We start from the raw sequence: 19505 nt of genomic DNA on the forward strand, positions 1-19505 counted from the left end.
TTTTTTGTTTAAGCGTTAGTGTATATGGATTGGTCTATTTATGGGTTGCTGACCAGGCATAGGTGCGGATAGCAGGCTCTATGTTCTAACCAGCTAATAAAGCGTCGCGGGCGCTAAAAAAGTATATGAAGGAAAATGGATGAAACGTATTGTGCGGCATCTCGCGACCTATTACTTGATCTATATCGCCTGTATTATACATCTGCTGTTCTATATCTCTGTGAGCAAGACAGGCTGGTTCAATCTCTTTTTCAGCGGGGCCGCGCTGCATGAGGGGGCCAAGGGCATTGACTTCTACCAGGTCCCGCGTGGGGCCTGGGCCTTCTGGCATGGCGGCTCGCTGACGGGCGAGCCGCTCTGGAATGGTTCGCAGTATGCGAAGGCGGAGTTCTCACAGAATAATGTCTATCACCCATTCTTTACCATTATTGTTGGTACCTTTCTGATGCAGTTTGATCCCGCCTCTGCGCCCTATATCTGGCTCTGGAGTAAGCTGGTCATTACGGTACTGGTCACAGGCTATTTCATCTGGAGTTTTCGTGAGAGTAAGCACCTGGGCTTTGCCGTCTTGATGCTGCTCGCCAACTTTAGCGTCTACCTGGAGCTGGCGGCCTGGCAGTTCCATTTTGTGCTCAATGTCTTTCTCTTGCTCTTCCTGATCAATCTCGTAAAGAATAGGGACGTGGTCTGGCGTGGTATTTGGTACTGGCTGAGTCTGATTGTGAAGCCAATTGGCTTCCTCTTTATTCCATTTTTGTTTGCGAAGGGGAGATGGCGCACCATCGTGGTTGGCGCTCTCTGCTTTGGCCTGACAACCTGGATCTTATCTGGCATTGGAGGCTATTATATCGATAACCTCAAGGCGACGCTCTTTGGCCCAGGGGGCGCGGGACCTAACCAGATCATCACCTTGAATGCCCTGCTGCGGCATACCTCATTTACTCACTGGCCTGACATTGTCTATAAAATTATCCAGTATAGTATGCTGGTTATAACTATTTTCTGGGCCGCATTTCGTCGTGTGCATAGGAGCAAAGTTATCTTCCTGGTGATAGTCTATTATCTCTTCTTCTACGAGATGACCTTTGAATATCACTGGAGCACGCTGGCCTATGTACTTCCCATTTGCGTCGTCTGCTGCCCCGAGTTCCAGACGCGCTGGGCGAAGGCCTGCATGCTCCTGGTCTGCCTGCCAGGCTGTTTTGCGCTCCTCAACGTCCTGCACATCGATGTTACCAACCAGGGCTACTGGGGGCTTATCCCAGGCGAGCGGGCCTGGCAGTTCATGGTTCTCAGCAAGCTCATCCCGGTCTTCCTGCTCTGCATCTGTGTGCTGATTCCCGACATCAAGCCCATCTTCCGCCAGACGCGTGCCTTCTGGTCCGCCGTGCGCCGCGTCAACGAGCACCTCCAGGTCTTCGGCGCCGCAGAGGACGCAGAGGAAGAGGAGGCGAAGGAGATCCACCTCGCGTTATAGATTATGTTAAACTGAGGCGGAGATAAACTTAAATATGCAGAAACCATGGTTGATTATCGTTAATGGCCCGCCGGGAGCGGGCAAGACCACGCTGGCAAAGCGGCTGGCGACCGATCTAAAACTTCCCGTCATTCATCGTGATGAGGTGGCGGAGAAGATATTTGACGCGCTGGATAGCCAGATTCATGGTCGCCCGCCTATGATTGGACTGGCCAGCTTTCAAATGATGTACTATTTCGCAGGCCAGGTCCTGGCGGCAGGCCAGTCCTTGATTATAGAAGGTTTCTTCCGTCATACAGAGCTAGCGACCAGCGAGTTTTTACATCTGAAGCAAGAGCATGATTTTGCCCCCTTACAGATTCAGTGTAAAGCGGATGGGGACGTGCTACTGGAGCGTTTTCTAGCTCGTATTGGCACGCCGGAGCGGCATCCCTATCACCGTGATGTAGCCTTTGCCGAAAACAACCGGGACATATTCATGCAGGGGCGCCTGGCCGACCTCGCCCTTGGCGGCCCTGTGATCGACCTCGACACCACCAATGTGCGCGACTACGATTATGACAGCTTGCTCCAGGAGATTCGTAGCCGCGACTGAGAATATGCGGCAGATAGTGGCGTGTCTCGACCTCGTTCTGCTTGAATTTTCTCTCTGTTCTCACCTGGTTTTTTCTGAGGAGAGTTTAGCCAAAAGAATGCCGTTCCTCGGTACGATAAGCCAGGATCGCCAGCACGAAGAATATCACGCTATAGAGGGCGAGCAGCCACACTGCGTCGCCGATTGACCCGGTTTGCACTCCAACTGCATTCCAGGCAAGCTGGGCCAGTCGATAGAAGGGCGAGTAGGGGGCGATGTTTTGCAAGATATCGGGAAGTTGTGCGAGCGGGACGAAAACCCCCGAGGCAAATGCCAGGATGAAAAACGATAGGTTAATGATGGGGGTCGCCCCTGTAGGATTGACCACATTGCCGATGGCAAAGCCTAGTGCGATAAAAGGCAACACTCCCAGGAGCAGGGAGGCGATCAGGGTGATCCACGAGATGGCGCTGAGTTGCACGCCGCCGACCACAAAGGCAAAGCCGCTGAGGGCGAGCAGCATTACCAGGGCCGACAGCAATGCTGTCACCATTTTAGCCAGGAGGTAGATCGAGGCAGGCAAGGGTGTGGCTCGCATCAGGACATTCACGCGTTGCCCACGCTCATTAGCAATGCTCACGCCAAAGGAATAGAGCATGACGCTGATGATACAGTAGGTGCCAACAGCGGCAAGTGCATAGACATGCCTTCTGACGCCATCCTCCAGACTGTTCGCTTTGCCCAACCCTCCCAGAAGGCTGTAGAGAACGAGAGGTAGCACCAGGCCCGGTACAAGAAAACTGGGGGTGCGCCACAGGCGCAGCACTTCTGCCTGCACTTGGTGCCAGAGCATCACCCCCAAAGGGGCGAGTCGTGTGCGAATAGATGATGACGTGTGTGTTGACATGCGTTATTCAGGCTCCTTCTTGCTCTGATTGGTCCTTGGTGAGATGGAAGAAGGCTTCTTCCAGGCTCGCCCCCGTGATCGTTAGATTCGTAATCTCCACCGGCTGGGTGAACAAAGCACGCAGCACGGTTTCCAATTTCGGCGTCAGCAAGCTGACATGATGTTCTCCCAATTCAAGTTGTTGCACCGGGAGTTGGGCAAAGAACTCAGGCTGAAGCGGCTCGCTCATATTGAAAGTGACGCGGTTGTTGGTCACCAGGGCTTTCAGTGCTGCCGGTGAAGCATCGGCACGCACCTGACCATGATCGATGAGGACGATCCGTTCGGCCAGGGCATCCGCTTCTTCCAGGTAGTGTGTGGTCAGCAGGATGGTTTTCCCCTGCTGCACAAAAGCGCGAATCTGTTCCCAGAAACGGTGGCGGGCCTCTACATCGAGTCCAGCGGTGGGCTCATCCAGGAAAAGGACATCGGGATCGCCACAGATGGCCAGCGCGAAATAGAGTCGCTGGCGCTGCCCACCAGACAACGTTCCGACTGAAGCCGCTGCTTTCTTCTTCAGACTTGCCATCTCAAGCACCTGGGTGAGGGGCAAGGAATGTGGGTAATAGCTGCGAAAGAGCGTGATGGTCTCGCTTACCGTGAGGTTGAGCGGCACACCAGATTCCTGCAACATGATGCCACAGCGACTCCGCACTCGGCGATCACGTGGATCGTGGCCAAGCAAGCGAACCTGGCCGTGGGATGGACGACGCAGGCCCAGCATCAGGCTGATGGCGGTGGTCTTTCCCGCGCCGTTTGGACCAAGCAGCGCCACTACCTGGCCCTGGGGAATGGCGAAGCTCACTTGTTGCAGAGCCTGTACAACCCCGAAGGACTTTGAGGCGTTTTGCAGTTCGATGGCTGGAATCTGGGACACCGCTTCCATTGCCTTCGCTGTATCAGTGGGCGAAGCGATCATTGTGCGCACCTCCTGTGATCTCAGAGTTATTCATCGCTCTCGTTCTCTTGTACTTTGTGCCGCATTTTGAACAGGACGCGCAAGAAGACGAAGGCAAGAAGGGCGAGAAGGATGATTGTCAGGGGTTGCGCCTTCCCGGCAGCAACCATGCGATACACCAGATAAGCTGCGAGGGCAAGGATAATCCCAAGCGTGAGAAGAGGTGGCAAGCGTAATAGCTGGCATCAGGCTGTAAGCGGGTATGAGAAGCTTTCCTAACCTACAAAAGAAGGTGGTATTTTAGCATGACTCCGTTTGCTGGTTCTTCTATTGCGGTGGTTCGTCCAGAGGAGGCATTGCCTGAGCTGATAGCGCTGTTGCGAGACACTGTGGATTCAGGTGCCTCTGTAGGCTTTATCCCACCCTTGGGCGAGGACGAGGCGCGCCAGTACTGGCAGGGGGTCTTCCGCAATATGGCGCAGGGTACGCATATTTTGCTCGTTGCGCGTGAAGATGGGCGCGTTGTTGGTAGTGTGCAGTTGGAACTGGCAACAAAAGCCAACGCTCTACATCGAGCCGAGGTGCAGAAGCTCTTCGTCTTGCAGAGCCAGCGCCGTCGCGGCACGGGGCGCGCTCTTATGCAGGCAATCGAACAGGTGGCACGCGAGCATAAGCGTACGCTGCTCGTGCTGGATACGCGTGAGGGCGATGTCGCCGAGAAGCTCTATCGTAAGCTTGGCTATCAAGAGGTCGGCGTTATTCCCGCCTATGCCCTGAACGCGAACGGCGAACTGGACGGAACCATCATCTTCTATAAAACGCTCCTGCTCGCGTAAGGCTTGAAATTTTCAAGGCAGAATAAAAGGTCGGGTTATCTGGAAGCAGCACTTCCAGATAACCTGACCTTTTATTCTGTCCTTGACTTTTAGCCTCCAAAGATATACGCTATGACCAGATAAGCATGATGACTAAATTTGATGGTTTGGTCATGAAATAAAAGAGGAGATAGAGATTGCCGAGTTTAGATGAGAAGGAGCAGGAGAGAGGCGAGGAACGTTCACGACGCCATGCGCGTGCGGATCGTATTCTGGATGCCGCGAAGGAACTGTTACAACGCTGGGGATACAAAAAGACGACAATTGACGATATCGCGAAACAGGCCAATGTGGCGAAGGGAACAATCTATCTGCACTGGAAGACACGTGAGGTACTCTTTGAGGCGCTGCTGGTACGTGAGTGGCTGTCCGTCCTCGCGGATCTCCGGCAGCGACTCGCAAGCGATCCTACCGGTGTGATGCTCAGTTCCCTGACCAGGCACCTGGTTTTGATTGCCGTCGACAATTCATTGTTTCGGGCCGTGCTGCTACGTGATACTGAGACGCTGGGTGACTTGATCCACTCCGGCGCGGGACAAAATCTCGTACAGATCCGCCTGGGAACATCTATGCCATACCTGGAACTGTTATACGATAATGGTCTGTTGCGTAGCGACATCGATATGGAGACGCAGATTAAGATGATCTCGGCTATCAATATCGGTTTCTTTGTCGCAGACAGGTTCTTGCCGCCTGGTTCTCGCCTGGCGCCTGAAGAGCTAGCGGAGGCGCTCGCGTTAACGCTGCACCGCACCTTCGAACCGGAAGAGCCGCCTGCTCCCGAGGCCCTTGATAAAGCAATGCAAATCTTTAATCAATTACTGGACCAATTTGCCAACGCCATCGCGCGCCAATATAAGGAGATAGAATAGCCATGACAATTGCGATTGAAGTCGCTGGCCTGGTCAAAGCGTTTGGCCAGACGCGCGCGCTGGATGGACTTAATTTGTCCGTGCGTGCTGGTGAGGTGCATGGCTTCCTGGGTCCCAACGGAGCCGGAAAAACCACGACCTTGCGTATACTGCTCGGTCTGTTACGTGCCAATGCTGGCTCTGTTCGGCTGCTCGATGGGGACCCGTGGGAGGATGCTATCAAGCTGCACCGCCGTCTCGCCTATGTGCCCGGCGATGTCACTCTCTGGCCCAACTTCTCTGGCGGCGAGGTGATTGACCTGCTTGGTCGCTTGCGAGGCGGCCTTAACCCGCAACGTCGTGCGGAACTGTTGGAGCGATTTGAGCTTGATCCAAGGAAGAAAGCCCGTACCTACTCGAAAGGGAACCGGCAGAAGGTTGCCCTGGTCGCGGCGCTGGCTTCCGATGTGGAGCTTCTCATTTTGGATGAGCCAACCTCCGGTCTCGACCCACTCATGGAGGCTGTGTTCCGTGATTGCATCGCGGAGGAGCGTCGGAAGGGGCGTACCGTATTGCTCTCCAGTCATATTCTCGACGAGGTGGAAGCACTCTGCGACCGGGTTAGCATCATTCGCAATGGTCGGACGGTGGAGAGTGGGACGCTGGCCGAACTACGCCACCTCACACGAACCTCGCTCAGGGCTGAACTGGCAAAGGTACCATCCGGGTTGGCCGAGTTGCCCGGCGTGCATGATTTGCGGGTCGAGGGGAGCCAGGTGCATTGCGAGGTAGATACCGCTGAGCTGAACAGTGTGCTGCACTACCTTACGTCGCTTGGTCTGCGAAGCCTGGTAAGCCAGCCACCGACTTTGGAGGAATTGTTCTTGAGGCATTACCAGGCACAGGAATCGGCGGATAATGGTTCGCGTAGCAGGTCCATGGAGATATCCAAATGAAGACATTTGTTGGCACCGGCTCACTGATTCGCTTGATCTTGCGGCGGGATCGGCTCATACTCCTTATCTGGATGGTGGCATTGGCTGCTCTTACGGTCGGCGTCGCGGCGGCCTTGCCCAAAACATATCCCACTGTTGAGGCACGCCAGGCATTTGCCAATGAGACAACAAACAATCCAACGGAGATCATAATGATCGGACCCGTGTTTGACTCATCCATTGGTGGGATTACAGCCTGGCGGACACGAGGCTGGGGCTTACTTGGTTTTGGCCTGGCAAGCCTGCTCACGGTTATTCGCCATACCCGCACAGAAGAGGAATCTGGCCGACGTGAACTGCTGGGTTCGACCGTGGTTGGTCGGCATGCGGCGTTATCGGCCAGCCTGATCGTGACGCTTGCCGCTAACCTGGTGGCGGCTGCTCTTATCGCCTGTGGGTTGCTTGGCCTGGGTCTTCCGCCCGCCGGATCTATAGCGCTAGGCTTATCGTTCGCCGCCGCCGGGTGGATTTTCGCCGCAATCGCAGGCGTAGCGGCTCAGTTGACGACAAGCGCCGGAAGTGCCAGGGGCATCGCGGGCGCCTTTCTGGCTCTGCTCTATGTATTGCGCGCCTTGGGTGATGTGCGCGGAGCCTCCTGGTTGGTATGGGTGTCGCCGTTCAGTTGGGCTGAAAATGTTCATCCCTTCGCTCACGAATCCTGGGGCTTCTTCGTACCTATGCTTGGCCTTGCCATCATACTCATTGTTGTGGCCTATACACTTGCCTCACGACGCGACCTTGGCGCTGGCTTGCTGCCATCACGGCTCGCCTCTGCTACGGCCTCACCAGGCTTGCGTAACTCACCTGCTCTGGCCTGGCGACTACACCGAGGGACGCTGCTTATCTGGGTTATCGCCTTTGCAGGGTTTGGTGCGGCTCTAGGTGGTGTCGCTCAGAGCGCGACAGAGCAGTTGAACGCCAGTAGCCAGCTTAACGCGCTGATTGCCAATGTAGGCACTAACGCGCGCCCGGTCGATGGCTTCTTCGCCTTGATCATCTATCTCCTGACCCAGGCTCTCTCAGTATATGCAATCCAAACCACGCTCCGGCTGCGCTCTGAAGAGATGGCGACGCATGCTGATCTTGTCCTGGCGACCCCAGTTAGTCGTGTACAGTGGGTGACCAGTCATCTGCTTCTGGCGCTTGCTGGTCCAGCGGTTGTATTGGGCGCGCTTGGCCTGGCGATGGGCCTTGTATATGGATTGAGCACGGGCGACGTAGCTTATGAGCTCCCGCGCCTCCTGCTTGCTACGCTCGTACGACTGCCCTCAATCTGGGTGCTAGTCGGGATTACGGTGGCGTTATACGGTTTCTGGCCTCGTGTGGCAGGGTTCCTGAGTTGGGTTATACTGGCGGGTTTCCTGGTCCTGGAACTACCTGTTGAACTGCATCTAGCAAACTCACTCATATTGATCATCTCACCGTTTGTCTACGCCCCCCGTCTGCCAGCCGCGCAACTGAGCATCGCGCCCCTCGTTGGTCTGATCGGTGTAGCCGCGATACTCACCGTTGCCGGGCTGTTCGGATTCCAGCGCCGGGATCTTGACTAAATGGCCCGACGCGTGCTTTAACAGCGTCAGACAGCCTATTTCGCGTCCAGGGACTTGTTGAGTTGTTTGACGATGCCTGGTCCTTCGTAGATGAAGCTGGTATAGATCTGGATCAGGCTGGCGCCTGCGTCAAACATGCGCCTGGCGTCGTCTGGACCGAAGATGCCGCCGACGCCGATGACAGGAATCTTACCTTCTAGCGCCAGGCAGAGGTAGCGCACGATCTCCAGGGATCGTGTGTGCAGGGGGCGCCCGCTCAGGCCACCTGCCTCGCTGGTGCTGCGGGTCAGGCCCTCGCGTGAGAGCGTGGTGTTGGTGGCGATGATGCCGCGAATGCCACGCGCCAGGCAGACTTCAATGACGTCGTCGATCTGCTCCTGGGTGAGGTCGGGCGCGATCTTGACCAGGACTGGCTTGGGCGTTGTGCCCTTCTCTGCGGCGATGCTCTGTGTTTCCTGGACGACGGCGTGGAGCAGGCGATCCAGTGGCTCTTTATCCTGGAGCTTGCGCAGGCCGGGCGTGTTGGGTGAACTGACGTTGACGGTGAAGAAGTTGGAGAAGTCGTGCAGCTTGTGAAGGGAGTAGAGATAGTCTTCGATGGCCTCTTCTTGAGGCGTAACCTTAGATTTGCCGATGCTCCAGCCAATGGGAATCGAGGGGCGAGGAAGTCGGGAGAGGCGTTGCGCAACGGCGTCGGCGCCATCATTGGGAAAACCCATGCGGTTGATGAGTGCGTCGTTCTCTGAGAAGCGGAAGATGCGTGGCCGCTCATTGCCGGGCTGGGCATAACGCGTCACAGTGCCGGCCTCGATAAAGCCAAAGCCCATCGCGGCCAGCGCTGGAAGCGCAATCCCATTCTTGTCAAAGCCGCCCGCCAGGCCAACCGGGTTGGGAAAGTGTACGCCAAAGACATCGCGTGCCAGGCCGTGTGAGTTGTACGCGTTGGCTACTTCGATAGTCTTGAGCAGGGCCGGATAGTGAGAGATCCAGGCCAGGCGATTCATCAACCAGTGGTGCGCGTCCTCCGGGTCACCAGCGGATAAGCGATACATAACAGGGCGAATAAGGGCTTTATATAGCATGGACTTCTATCTCTCCAAACTCATCAAGCAATAGAACAGCGTTTCAAGTATAATGGTAATTCAAGAAATGGGCAATAGGAGGTGAGTGTATGGGTTCTGTTTGCTGGCCTCCGGCCAGCAAACAGAACCCATACACTTGACTCAGGTATAGAAGGAGAGATGGATATGTTGTTTCGTCATGGGCTTGTGGCCTCGACATATGCGCCGACGCGGCTCGATATTCGTGTGCAGAATGAAAGTATTGTCCAGATTGCGCCCGAACTTACGCCTGAGCCGGGCGAGGACGTGATTGACGCCGAAGGTCTGCTTGTTCTGCCTGGTTTTATCGATACGCATGTGCATTTTCGCGATCCCGGCGCGACCCACAAGGAAGACTTTTATACGGGTACACTGGCTGCGCTGGCGGGTGGCGTGACGACTATTCTGGATATGCCCAATACCCAACCGCCAACCGATAGTCTGCCGCATCTGACCGAGAAGGCAGCTATTGCCGGCACCAAGGCCGTGGTCGATTATGGTTTCTACCTGGGCGCGACCGATACCAATATTGAAGAGGCCGCCACCATCGCACGCGAGGTCGCGGCCATGAAGCTCTATATGGGTTCCTCCACTGGCTCGCTGCTGGTGACCGAGTTTTCTCCCATCTACCGCCATTTCTCGACCTTTCCCCTGGAGAAACCCATTGTCGTCCATGCTGAGGACGAGCAATCGCTCAAGTATTTTGGTGCGCTGGGTCTGCAAGACCATAATCAGGCGCGCCCCCCTGTCAGCGCGCAGATTGCCCTGGGGCGGGCCATCGCTATCGCCGAGAAGACCGGGCGGCGTCTCCACGTTGCGCATACCACCACCCAGCGTGAGATGGAACTGATTCACGAGGCCAAGCAGAAGGGGGTACGCGTCACCTGCGAGGTCACACCCCTACACCTCTTCTTAAACGAGGAGGACCAGCATCGCCTGGGCAACTTTGGCAAGGTCAACCCGCCTTTGAGAAGCAAAAGCGATCAGGCGGCGCTCTGGCGCTACTTCGATATCATCGATACTATTGGTACCGATCACGCTCCCCATACTCGTGAAGAGAAGGAGCAGCCGTACAGCAAGGCACCATCGGGTATGACGGGTGTGCAGACCATGCTTCCCCTGCTGCTCAATGCTGTAAGCCAGGGCAAAGTCAGCCTGGAGGCCGTGATCGAGCGCTGCGTCGTTAATCCGGCGGAGATCTTTGGTCTCAAGACCAAGGGCGCGTTACAGGTGGGGAAGGATGCCGATATTGTCCTGATCAATCCCGAGGAGGAGTATGTTATCAGCAACGAGCAGATCCTCTCGCGCTGCGGCTGGACTCCCTTCGCCGGAACACGTATCAAAGGCAAGGTCCAGCGCGTCTTCGTGCGTGGCACCCTGGCCTATGACCAGGGGAGAGTGCTTGCCCAGCCTGGCAGTGGCAAACCAGTCGCTTATCAGGGATAGATGGGGGAGTGGGGTAAGATATGTGGGTGGAAAACGGCTTTGCCGTTTTCCACCCACATATCTTATCTTCCTGCTTTGCTCCTTGACACACATCATTTCATGGTATATATTTACCTCGCAACAAGGTCACCCCCTAAAGGGGTGGCCTGTTTTGTTTGGAAAAGACGGAAAAGAAGGCACGCCTGTTGTCAAAACAGGCGTGCCTTCTTGCTGTCACAAAAAAGCAAAGGAGCGTTTTGATGACCTCTAACCATGTTTCTATCGACACTCTGCCAACGGAAGAGGCCGCGAACTGGCTACAATCACACCTCACAACCTGGACGGCGTATGCCTGCACCCTGGCGCAACAGGGAACGCTCAGCCCGGAAGATGCGGCGCGCCTCTTTATGCAGCCAGTGCCGCTCGCGGCTGGAGAGCGAGCAGACGCGCAGTTACTTGAGCGCCAGGCAAGGCAGAGCGCCACAGTCATGGCCTTGATGCATGGTGCCAGCAATGTCTCTCTGGAACGTGAAGGCGATAGCTGGCTGTTAAAGGCCACTTTGAGTGTGCTACGCGAGCACCTGAAAGCCTGGCACGTAGAACTGGCCTTTTTTGCCCGCTGGCTAGGTGAGCAGGCGCGCCTCGTGGGCCTGACGAAGGGCATCGATTATACCACCTGGCTTGAGGGCGACGTGTTGCACATGCGCTTGAGCTTGCTGGAGCCTGAACAGGCTTAAAAATCGGGTTTGTCTGTAGGGTGCTACTTGCGTACGCACCTACTGCAAAATGTAGGTGCGTACGCAAGTAGCACGCTTAATATTTGCTATACAAGTAAGGGAGCTGTGGCGGGAACATGGCAAGCATACGCGCTTGTAGTTCAGGCGAGGGATCGCCCCATTCGCGTAGGGTGAAAGTCTCGGGATCGTGCGTACCATAGACCAGGGCGGTGAGGCCCTGGATGGTGAGCTGGCAGTCAGCCTGAGTGATGGTGGTGACTTGCAGTGTGCCATCGACGCACGCGAAATGGTAGGTGTCGTTGTTCCAGGGGCAGATGGGATCGCTGATATGGGCGCTAAACTCTCCTCCTCCACAACGCATTCCGCCGATGTCTGTCACCGTGATGATACGTGCCATGGGGGCCTCTTCTGCCTGGATTGTAGGGCGCAGGTCGGGAAGCCAGGTCTCGGGAAGCTCTGCGGATGGCAGGTGAAGCTTGATATGCTTCACCTGGTCGATATGGCGGGCGAACCAGGCGAGTAGCAAGTATTTGCCGGGGCTATCGTCGTAGAAGAAGCAGGGAATCTCCATCTCCCTATTTTCCTCTTCACCTGTAATAGTGTAGAGCATCATCGCATGTAGCTCGCTATCAATGATTGCGGTTGCTTGCCAGGAGGTATGTCCATAGCTCTTTGCGGAGGGATCGAGGGCCATGCCGTGTGTTTGCTGGTGCTGATGAGCCAAGTAAGCTTTTTGTGTACCGAATCTATCGCTATCTGAGGTGAGCTCTACATGTCCCTTGAGCTCTTTGCGCAGGAGTGGCGCGAAGGCCTCAACGGGGATGAGTACCGTGCGTGGTTGGGGGAACGTCGTATAGCCAAGGCGGTCGTAGAAGGACTCGCGGAAAGGATAGAGATTAGAGAAGGGAATGCCCGCCTCGTGCATATGGCGCATAAGCTCACTGAGTATCTGTCGCGAGTATCCGGCGCGCCTTGCCGCTGGATGGGTCGCCACACCCCACACAGCAGCGTTCGGGTAGAGCTTGCCATGCACGTTTTGTATCATAGTGGAGTAGGACGCACAGGCAAAAGGCTTTTCATCACCGAAGAGACCCAGGATCATAGCGCTTTTCATATAATCAGGGTTTGACCATTCCTCTAGCGAAGGAAGAGGTGGTGTGGCCCTGAAGGCGTAGCTCATAAGGTCGCGAGAAACAGTGAAGCGCTCATCCCCGGTGAGCTGGCGGATAGTGATCTGGCTCAAGGTCTGTCTCCTTTATCGCTTATAGCTTTTATTCCAGCGTGCGACCTGCACGTGAGTAACTCTGGTTTCTATCCAGGGAGCATCACGTTGCAAATGACCCCCTGCGCTGCCTACGTAGCGAATAATCTCCGCTGTTCGGCAGACAGCTTCATCCCATTGGCCGCCAAAGCCCAAGGGACCAAGGGGAGCAACTTCATAAATATGCCAGCTCTCCCTCATAGCAGCTTCGCGTTTAGTGTAGTGAGGTGTGGTATGGCTGTTAAGAAAGATAAAACCATCCCCAACCCAGGAATGTTTGCAGAAATGCCCATTGAGAATAGTGCCTACTGGAAGGCGCCTGGCGTGCAATGATACCAGCGTACTTTCCTGATTTGATTGTATTTCATATTTCCCTCCTTTACGACGCCAATGGCGTTAAGGAGGATGTCTATATGGAAGGTGCAATATTAGATTTTTTCTATGCTAGGATGTTACTATAGCCAACCCTTCTGCTCGGCCATGCGTGCGGCTTCGATGCGGTTGCGTACACCTAATTTCTGAATGGCAACCGAGAGGTAGTTGCGTACAGTGCCTTCGGAGAGAAAAAGTTTAGCTGCGATCTGGGCGATGCTCGCACCCTCGGTTGCGGCGGCGAGCACGGCGCGCTCTCGCTCTGTAAGCGGATTGCTTCCCTCGCTGAGAGCGGAGAGGGCCAGGGTTGGATCGACGATGCGCTCACCGGCCATGGCGCGACGAACGGCTGTAGCGAGTTGAGCAGAAGGGGCATCTTTGAGCAGGAAACCTACGACGCCACTCTGCATGGCCTGGCGTAGATAACCAGGACGCCCAAAGGTTGTGAGAATGAGTATGCGACAGGAGGGCAATTGTGCATGTAGAGAGGCGGCAGCGGTAAGTCCATCACATCCAGGCATCTCAATATCGAGTAACGCAATATCGGGTTTACTCTCAAGGGCTTTAGGAAGCACTTCATCGCCAGAGCCCACTTCCGCTACAATCTCGATATCACCTTCTAGCGTGAGCAGGGCTGCGAGCGCACCACGTACCATGGCCTGGTCTTCTGCTAACAGTACGCGAATCATAGTCGGAATTCTCCTCGTTATTCTTATAGCCATATCAAGATATAGGTAGAGAAACTGTGAGGCAGAAGCCGCCTTTGAGGTCTGCTCTAGCTTCGCATGTTCCACCCAGGGTTGCTACGCGCTCAGTGATGCCATGCAGCCCATTTCCCTTTGTCGTGCTACTTGCCACAGGGCCGTCGTTAGTAAGTACAAGGTGGATCTTGTGAGGATGCTGGGAAATGCTTAGGGTACAGTGCTGAGCCCGGCTATGTTTGATAATGTTGGTGACTCCCTCACGTATCACCCAGCCCAGGGCGGCTTCAATGGTGGCTGGCAGTGTATGAATAATTTTCTCGTCACCCTCATAGTTATAGACGATGCCTGCTGCGGCTAAGATCTCCTGTGTCGCCTGGATCTCGCTGGCAAGGGTAGGCTGGCGATAACTGGTAACGGCCTCGCGAACCTCTTGCAGCGTCGTCCGTGCAACCTGCTCGATATCCCTGACTTCGGTCGCGGCTCGCTCCGGTGCCATTACTAGCAGGCGCCCTGCCAACTCGCTTTTAAGGGCGATGAGCGAGAGACTATGGCCTAGCAGGTCATGTAGATCGCGAGCTATGCGTAGCCGCTCGTTCATTACGGCCAGGTGTGCGATCTCTTCTCGCGCCTGGCGTAGCTCCCGGCGGATAGTCAAGGACCAGACAATGGCCTTCACGACATAGCCGACTGCAATGACAAATACGACTGACCTACCAATGCCTATCCAGGAGAAATGCACCAGCCAGCCAGTTCCTATATTTAAAAGGACGAGTAGGATCAGTATCAGCGTGGTTTGCCGCGTCTGGAAGCGCCCTCCGACATAGGAAGCTGTGAAGATGAAGAAGTCGAGCCAGTCGCTGGGATCTCCATGCGAGATAAGCGGAAGCGCGAAGCTTAAGGTTGCCATGCCTGCAAGGGGTAGCCAGCTCCGAACATGACTGCCAGGTGTTAAACGTATCTGTCCTGTGAGGCGTTGAGCGTTCACCAGTGTCTCCCTGAGGTAGAGCGTGAAGAAGAGTGCCACGCCGAGGAAGCTGATAAGCAGGATCGGTAGCGGCGGATGAGCCAGGCAGAGACCTATGATGCCAGGGCTGAAGAAAGGCAGCCAGATCACCCAGATCAACCATAAGAGATAAGGAGAAGGGCCAGGGGCCTTCTCCATCAAATCTATCTCTGTGTCTTGAGCTTTTTGTGTATCTAGCAAACTTCGGAAGCCTCCTTGCCGCTTGATGCTTAGCTTTATTTTACACTATCTGCAGGAGAGAGCGCGTGCTCTTTCCTGGCTCCCCTGTCCATACGGAAGAGTAGCGTGATAGCGGCGGCGATAGTCCATATATTCTGGATCATCAGGATAATGATCACTATGAGCAGGAAGGCGGTATTGAAGAGTCCCAGGGCGCCCAGAACCTGGAAGAGGATACCCAGGCCGATGGCCAGGTAACTAAAGGCGCGTGGGAGCAGGCGTGTGTTCCACAGCGCCAGGCCCTGCACCAGGAAGAGCGAAGGTGCCAATAGAAAGACGTGGATAAAGGTATTTGTCAGGTCAAAGCAGGTTTGCGCTGCCTGGAGATGACCGTTGTCTCCAGCCATAACGGCCCCAATCTCGAAGGTTACCTCCGCGAGCGAGAGGGCCATGATGACGCCAGCCGTCAGGAGAGTCATACGCCCAAAGAAGCGTTGTGACGCACCAGCCAGGTGAATAATGGCCAGGCTAAAGATGACGCTGAGCAGTGAACCAATTGCTTGTAGCCAGGCATCAAAGAGAATGGTGCTGTGGTATTGAATGCCAAAGGACTGTAGCTGGGCAATTGTGGCGTTGGTGGCAGGCAGGGGCATAAAGGTCCACGGGGCGGCAAAGTAGGTCGTCAGAGCGATGGTTCCCAGCATACCACAGAGTGAAACCAGAATGTAGGTTGAGCGATGTGTGATCATGATAAGTGCCTCCTTGCTGTATAAAGCGCATAGATGTTTGTTATGAGTATGTTGGATTGCCAAAGTGTTGTGTGAGGTCTGAAGGCTTTATGCTTCAGGTATCCTCGACAGTTCTAAGTGTAGCTGGCCTCGGCTGTTTCCAGTAGTGAAGGGTGTCATTAGCTCCTTATGACATTTGTCATAAGCGCCAGGTAGCAAATCTCGCAACTTTGCTTTCAAAAGTGCATTTTGTTGAAACTGTACAAATCAAAAAGATATAATTATCCCTATAGCCTGATCGCCTCCTAGAGGCAAGCGTATGCAAACGTGTAAACCGCCCAAACTCGCCTATGTACATCGTGTGCATTTATTCATGAGAAGGAGCGTGAGTCATTTATGGAAACTGCTTCTGCCAAACCCTCGGCGCCGCAAGAGTTGCGGGCAAACACAATCGGTCTTCCAGGTGTTTTATTTCAATCCATTACCACTATGGCGCCCGCCTCGGCCGTTTCGTTCAGCCTGGGAGCTGCTATCGCCTTTACGGGAGGCGCCTTGCCCCTGGCGGTCATCATTGCGCTGGTGGTCTGTTGCCTGATTGCCCTGAGCATTGGTTCCCTGGCCAAACACTTGCCCTCGGCTGGAGGCTATTTCACCTATGTGGGGCAATCGCTTGGTTTACAGGCAGGCTGGCTGACGGGCTGGCTGTTTAACCTGGCCTATCTCTTGATTGTGCCTTTTCAGCTCCTGGTGCTGGGGCCGGTCGCGGATTCCTTCGTGAGTGGCCTCTTTCACGTCTCGTTGGGCTGGCCGTTCTGGACCGTGGCCTTTGCGCTTCTCATTTTCGCGCTGACGATATTTGGCATCAAAATTTCTGCCGATACAGGTATCGTGCTGGGCGTCATTGAAATTGTCGTCTTTGTCGCGCTCTCTATCTGGTTGATTGCTACTTCGCCGAACAATACATTGGCAGTCTTCAATCCAGGTTCCAGTCTGTTACCTGGTCTCAATGGCTGGCAGGGCGTGTTCTTTGGCATGATCTTCGTGCTCCTGGCCTTTGCGGGCTTTGAGTCATCGGCTCCACTGGCGGAGGAGGCGCGTAATCCGCGCCGCACAGTTCCACGCGCCATCCTTCTGTCTGCGCTCTGTATTGGCATCTTCTATGTCTTCTGCTCTTATGCAGGTGTTGTAGGCTGGGGACCGGCGCAGATTGCCAAGTATTCGGCGGACGCCGATCCCTGGGGCACAATGGCTAAGAATGCCTGGGGTGGCTTCAGTTTTATTGTTATTCTCGCTATTCTCAATAGTGCATTGGCGAATGCGAATGCAGGCGTGACAGCATCATCTCGCATGTTGTACGCCATGGGGCGTACCGGGGCGCTACCAAAAGTTCTGGCACGCCTCAACAACACGCGCACTCCATATGTAGCGATCATTTTCGCGATGGTGATCGCCCTCGTCTTCTCGCTACTGCCGGGCTTCATTTATGGTACAACCACGGCGTTCGCCCTGCTGGGCACCATCCTGACCCTGCCTATCATTCTAGTGTATATGGCTACCTGCGTCTCGGTGCCTTTCTTCTATCGCAGGCGTTATCCAGAGGAGTTCAACATTCTGCGCCACGTGATTGTGCCGCTTATTCCCTTTATCATCCTCTTGTTTGTCTTGTACTTCCAGTTTGTGCCCCTGCCAGCGGCGCCGCTGAATCTGGCTGGCCCCATCGTGGCGGTATGGCTGGTGGTTGGGATTATCGCCGTAGCTGTGCTGACGAGGCGCGCTCCTCACTTGCTGAAGGAGAGTGATAGCGCTGTTGTCGAAGTTGAATAGGAAGGACGGTTACGCATTATGACAACGGATTCCGGAAAAAAGACGAGGCGTACGATTCACCAGCACCAGTGGCACCAGGCCTGGGATAACAGCATTCCTCCGCTAGCCACTATTCAGTCGGGCGAAGAGGTCTTCTTCGACCTGCTGGATGCTTCCAATGGCGAAATAAAGCCGGATAGCACGGTTGATACCCTGCGGACGCTGGATTTCTCGCGTGTGGACCAGGTCAGTGGACCCATCTATGTTGAAGGGGCCGAGCCCGGCGATACGCTCGAAGTCGAGATGCTCGATTTGCAGCCAGCTAGTTGGGGATGGACCGCGAATATTCCGGGCTTTGGCCTGCTCGCCGACGAGTTCCCTGAGCCAGCACTCAAGATCTGGGACTTGAGTGCTGGAGCGGATGGTTGGGGCGAGTTCGCGCCTGGTATTCGCATTCCCTTGAGTCCCTTCTGTGGCGAGATCGGCCTGGCTCCCGCTGAGCCTGGAGCCTTCTCGACCATTCCGCCCTATCATCATGGTGGCAATATGGATACCAAGCATCTTACGAAGGGTGCGCATCTCTATCTGCCCGTGCAGGTTCCCGGCGCGCTTTTCTCGATTGGCGATGGGCATGCCGCCCAGGGCGATGGCGAGGTCTGCGGTACCGCTATCGAAACGCCGATGCGGGCGACCGTTCGCCTCACGGTGCATAAAGACAAAAAGGTCCAGCAGCCACATTTTCTGACCGCTGGTCCTTTGACGCCACGCACGAATACCGATAGATATTATGCTACTGATGGCATCGCTCCCGATCTACTGGAGGCCACACGCAGCGCCGTGCGCCATATGATTGAGCATCTACATACCACCTATGGGCTATCGCGGGTGGAGGCCTATATGCTTTGTAGCGTAGCCGTTGATCTCAAGCTCTGCGAAGTAGTCGATATGCCTAACTTTCTCGTGGGAGCCTTCCTTCCCCTGAGTATTTTTAGCAAGTAAGCACTAAATCAATAAAAGAAAGCATCTCCACACCTGACGCTGGTGATGTTTTCTTTTTTCTGTTAGGGCCAAGGAATGGCATGCACCTCTAAAACCTCAGAAACTCAGTTTGACTGGATAGCAAAAAGGAGCATGATATTATGCAACAAGAGGCCAGGGCGACGCCTCTTCCGTCGTGGGCATTATATGTGAAGGATCTTGAGGCGAGCCGTGCATTCTATATAGGCCAACTTGGTTTTAAGAAGACTGCCACAGTGCTACCAGGGACGCTGGCGGAGGTGGCCGACTTTGACAATGATCCTATGCTGCTGGTTGGCCCCGAGGCGGGCGATGTAATGCCTTATCTAGCGAGCACACACTCCATTATTAAACCTGGCCAGGTCTTAACCTTCTATTGCCAGGATCTGGATACCCAGCGCGCAACCTGGACCGAGCGCGGCCTAGCAGATGTTCAAGAAGCCAGAACGCCCCTTAATGATCCTGCGCTGCTTGTGCTCGACCTGGATGGACATGCGTTGCTCTTTATTGTGCCACGCCAGCGCTCGAATGAGGAGATTATTGCGCTCTATGCCCAGGGGTCGCAACGCTTGAGGGAGGCACTGGCAGGCTTAGATGAACAGGGGCTGGAGCTAGCGAAGGCTCCAGGCGAGTGGAGTATTCGCCAACTGGTGCATCATATCTCGGACGGGGATGATCTCTGGATGCGTGCCGTCAAGGCCGCGCTGGCACGCTCCGGTTGCCAGTATAATCACGACTGGTATACAACAGACAACGCCAGCGCCGAATTGCTCGATTATGCCGGGCGTGCAATTGAGCCTGCCTTGTTGTTGTATAACGCCAATCACGAGCATATTCTGCAACTGGTGCGGCATCTACCAGATGCCCTGGAGCGCTATGTCATGTTCACCTGGCCCGGCCAGGAGGCGCGACGTTTTGCTGTAAACGATATTCTCTACAGCCAGGCCGTGCATACAGCCGTTCACTGTAAAGAGATCCAGGAGATTCGGCGCCTGCACCAGCGGTAGCG

The 19505-nt window shown here is 55.1% G+C and carries 19 protein-coding genes; 12 read left to right on the forward strand and 7 right to left on the reverse strand.

From position 1 onward, the window contains the following. Positions 1-139: 139 nt before the first annotated feature. Positions 140-1477 (forward strand): glycosyltransferase 87 family protein, encoded by a 1338-nt coding sequence (locus KTE_RS33095; protein ID WP_201389168.1) that lies wholly within the window; start codon positions 140-142, stop codon positions 1475-1477. Between the two features lie 34 nt (positions 1478-1511). Next, positions 1512-2072 (forward strand): AAA family ATPase, encoded by a 561-nt coding sequence (locus KTE_RS33100; RefSeq protein ID WP_201389170.1) that lies wholly within the window; start codon positions 1512-1514, stop codon positions 2070-2072. An 85-nt stretch (positions 2073-2157) separates the two neighbouring features. Here the strand turns inward: KTE_RS33100 and KTE_RS33105 are convergent, their stop codons facing one another. Together KTE_RS33105 and KTE_RS33110 are read right to left on the reverse strand one after the other, a co-directional pair. Next, positions 2158-2958, reverse strand: coding sequence for an ABC transporter permease (locus tag KTE_RS33105; protein WP_201389172.1), 801 nt, complete (start codon positions 2956-2958; stop codon positions 2158-2160). 7 nt (positions 2959-2965) lie between these two features. After that, complete coding sequence (locus tag KTE_RS33110) at positions 2966-3916, reverse strand: ABC transporter ATP-binding protein (RefSeq protein WP_201389174.1); 951 nt, start codon at positions 3914-3916, stop codon at positions 2966-2968. 14 nt (positions 3917-3930) lie between these two features. On the opposite strand from KTE_RS33110, the gene KTE_RS33115 reads away from it, so the two are divergent. The 5 genes from KTE_RS33115 (at position 3931) to KTE_RS33135 (ending at position 8166) form a co-directional block, all read left to right on the forward strand. After that, positions 3931-4131 (forward strand): hypothetical protein, encoded by a 201-nt coding sequence (locus tag KTE_RS33115; protein WP_201389176.1) that lies wholly within the window; start codon positions 3931-3933, stop codon positions 4129-4131. A gap of 69 nt (positions 4132-4200) precedes the next feature. Next, a complete protein-coding gene (locus tag KTE_RS33120; RefSeq protein ID WP_201389178.1) occupies positions 4201-4731 on the forward strand; it encodes a GNAT family N-acetyltransferase in 531 nt (176 codons plus the stop codon). Positions 4732-4907: 176 nt separating this feature from the next. Further along, entirely contained in the window at positions 4908-5642 is a 735-nt protein-coding gene (locus KTE_RS33125) for a TetR/AcrR family transcriptional regulator (protein ID WP_201389180.1), read from the forward strand. Positions 5643-5644: 2 nt separating this feature from the next. Then, positions 5645-6577 carry an ABC transporter ATP-binding protein gene (locus KTE_RS33130; RefSeq protein WP_201389182.1) on the forward strand — a complete coding sequence of 311 codons (933 nt, stop codon included), beginning with the start codon at positions 5645-5647 and terminating at the stop codon, positions 6575-6577. Further along, positions 6574-8166: an ABC transporter permease gene (locus KTE_RS33135; RefSeq protein ID WP_201389183.1), complete on the forward strand. Its 1593-nt coding sequence runs from the start codon at positions 6574-6576 to the stop codon at positions 8164-8166. The genes KTE_RS33130 and KTE_RS33135 overlap by 4 nt, the downstream gene beginning before the upstream one ends. Positions 8167-8201: 35 nt before the next feature. On the opposite strand, the gene KTE_RS33140 is transcribed toward KTE_RS33135, so the two are convergent. After that, positions 8202-9248: a quinone-dependent dihydroorotate dehydrogenase gene (locus KTE_RS33140; RefSeq protein WP_201389185.1), complete on the reverse strand. Its 1047-nt coding sequence runs from the start codon at positions 9246-9248 to the stop codon at positions 8202-8204. A 165-nt stretch (positions 9249-9413) separates the two neighbouring features. Here KTE_RS33140 and KTE_RS33145 point away from each other — a divergent pair, with 165 nt between their 5' ends. Next, the gene (locus KTE_RS33145) at positions 9414-10712 is read left to right on the forward strand and encodes a dihydroorotase family protein (RefSeq protein WP_201389187.1); all 1299 of its coding nucleotides are present in this window, start codon (positions 9414-9416) and stop codon (positions 10710-10712) included. Between the two features lie 239 nt (positions 10713-10951). Further along, a complete protein-coding gene (locus KTE_RS33150; protein WP_201389189.1) occupies positions 10952-11428 on the forward strand; it encodes a hypothetical protein in 477 nt (158 codons plus the stop codon). A 76-nt stretch (positions 11429-11504) separates the two neighbouring features. Here KTE_RS33150 and eis read toward each other — a convergent pair whose 3' ends face one another. The 4 genes from eis to KTE_RS33170 all read right to left on the reverse strand — a co-directional run bounded on the left by eis (position 11505) and on the right by KTE_RS33170 (position 15697). Further along, positions 11505-12671 (reverse strand): enhanced intracellular survival protein Eis, encoded by a 1167-nt coding sequence (eis, locus tag KTE_RS33155; protein ID WP_201389191.1) that lies wholly within the window; start codon positions 12669-12671, stop codon positions 11505-11507. A gap of 473 nt (positions 12672-13144) precedes the next feature. Continuing rightward, positions 13145-13750 (reverse strand): response regulator transcription factor, encoded by a 606-nt coding sequence (locus tag KTE_RS33160; protein ID WP_201389193.1) that lies wholly within the window; start codon positions 13748-13750, stop codon positions 13145-13147. 34 nt (positions 13751-13784) lie between these two features. Further along, entirely contained in the window at positions 13785-14969 is a 1185-nt protein-coding gene (locus KTE_RS33165) for a sensor histidine kinase (protein ID WP_201389195.1), read from the reverse strand. A gap of 35 nt (positions 14970-15004) precedes the next feature. Continuing rightward, entirely contained in the window at positions 15005-15697 is a 693-nt protein-coding gene (locus tag KTE_RS33170) for a hypothetical protein (RefSeq protein ID WP_201389196.1), read from the reverse strand. Between the two features lie 375 nt (positions 15698-16072). Between KTE_RS33170 and KTE_RS33175 the strand changes: the two genes are divergently transcribed. The 3 genes from KTE_RS33175 to KTE_RS33185 all read left to right on the forward strand — a co-directional run bounded on the left by KTE_RS33175 (position 16073) and on the right by KTE_RS33185 (position 19503). After that, positions 16073-17500 (forward strand): APC family permease, encoded by a 1428-nt coding sequence (locus KTE_RS33175; protein WP_201389198.1) that lies wholly within the window; start codon positions 16073-16075, stop codon positions 17498-17500. 18 nt (positions 17501-17518) lie between these two features. Continuing rightward, the gene (locus tag KTE_RS33180; protein WP_201389200.1) at positions 17519-18478 is read left to right on the forward strand and encodes an acetamidase/formamidase family protein; all 960 of its coding nucleotides are present in this window, start codon (positions 17519-17521) and stop codon (positions 18476-18478) included. A gap of 140 nt (positions 18479-18618) precedes the next feature. Next, entirely contained in the window at positions 18619-19503 is an 885-nt protein-coding gene (locus KTE_RS33185) for a DinB family protein (RefSeq protein WP_201389202.1), read from the forward strand. Positions 19504-19505 lie beyond the last annotated feature (2 nt).

It is taken from the genome of Ktedonobacter sp. SOSP1-85, assembly GCF_016587415.1.
In the GTDB taxonomy this organism is placed as follows: Bacteria; Chloroflexota; Ktedonobacteria; order Ktedonobacterales; family Ktedonobacteraceae; genus Ktedonobacter.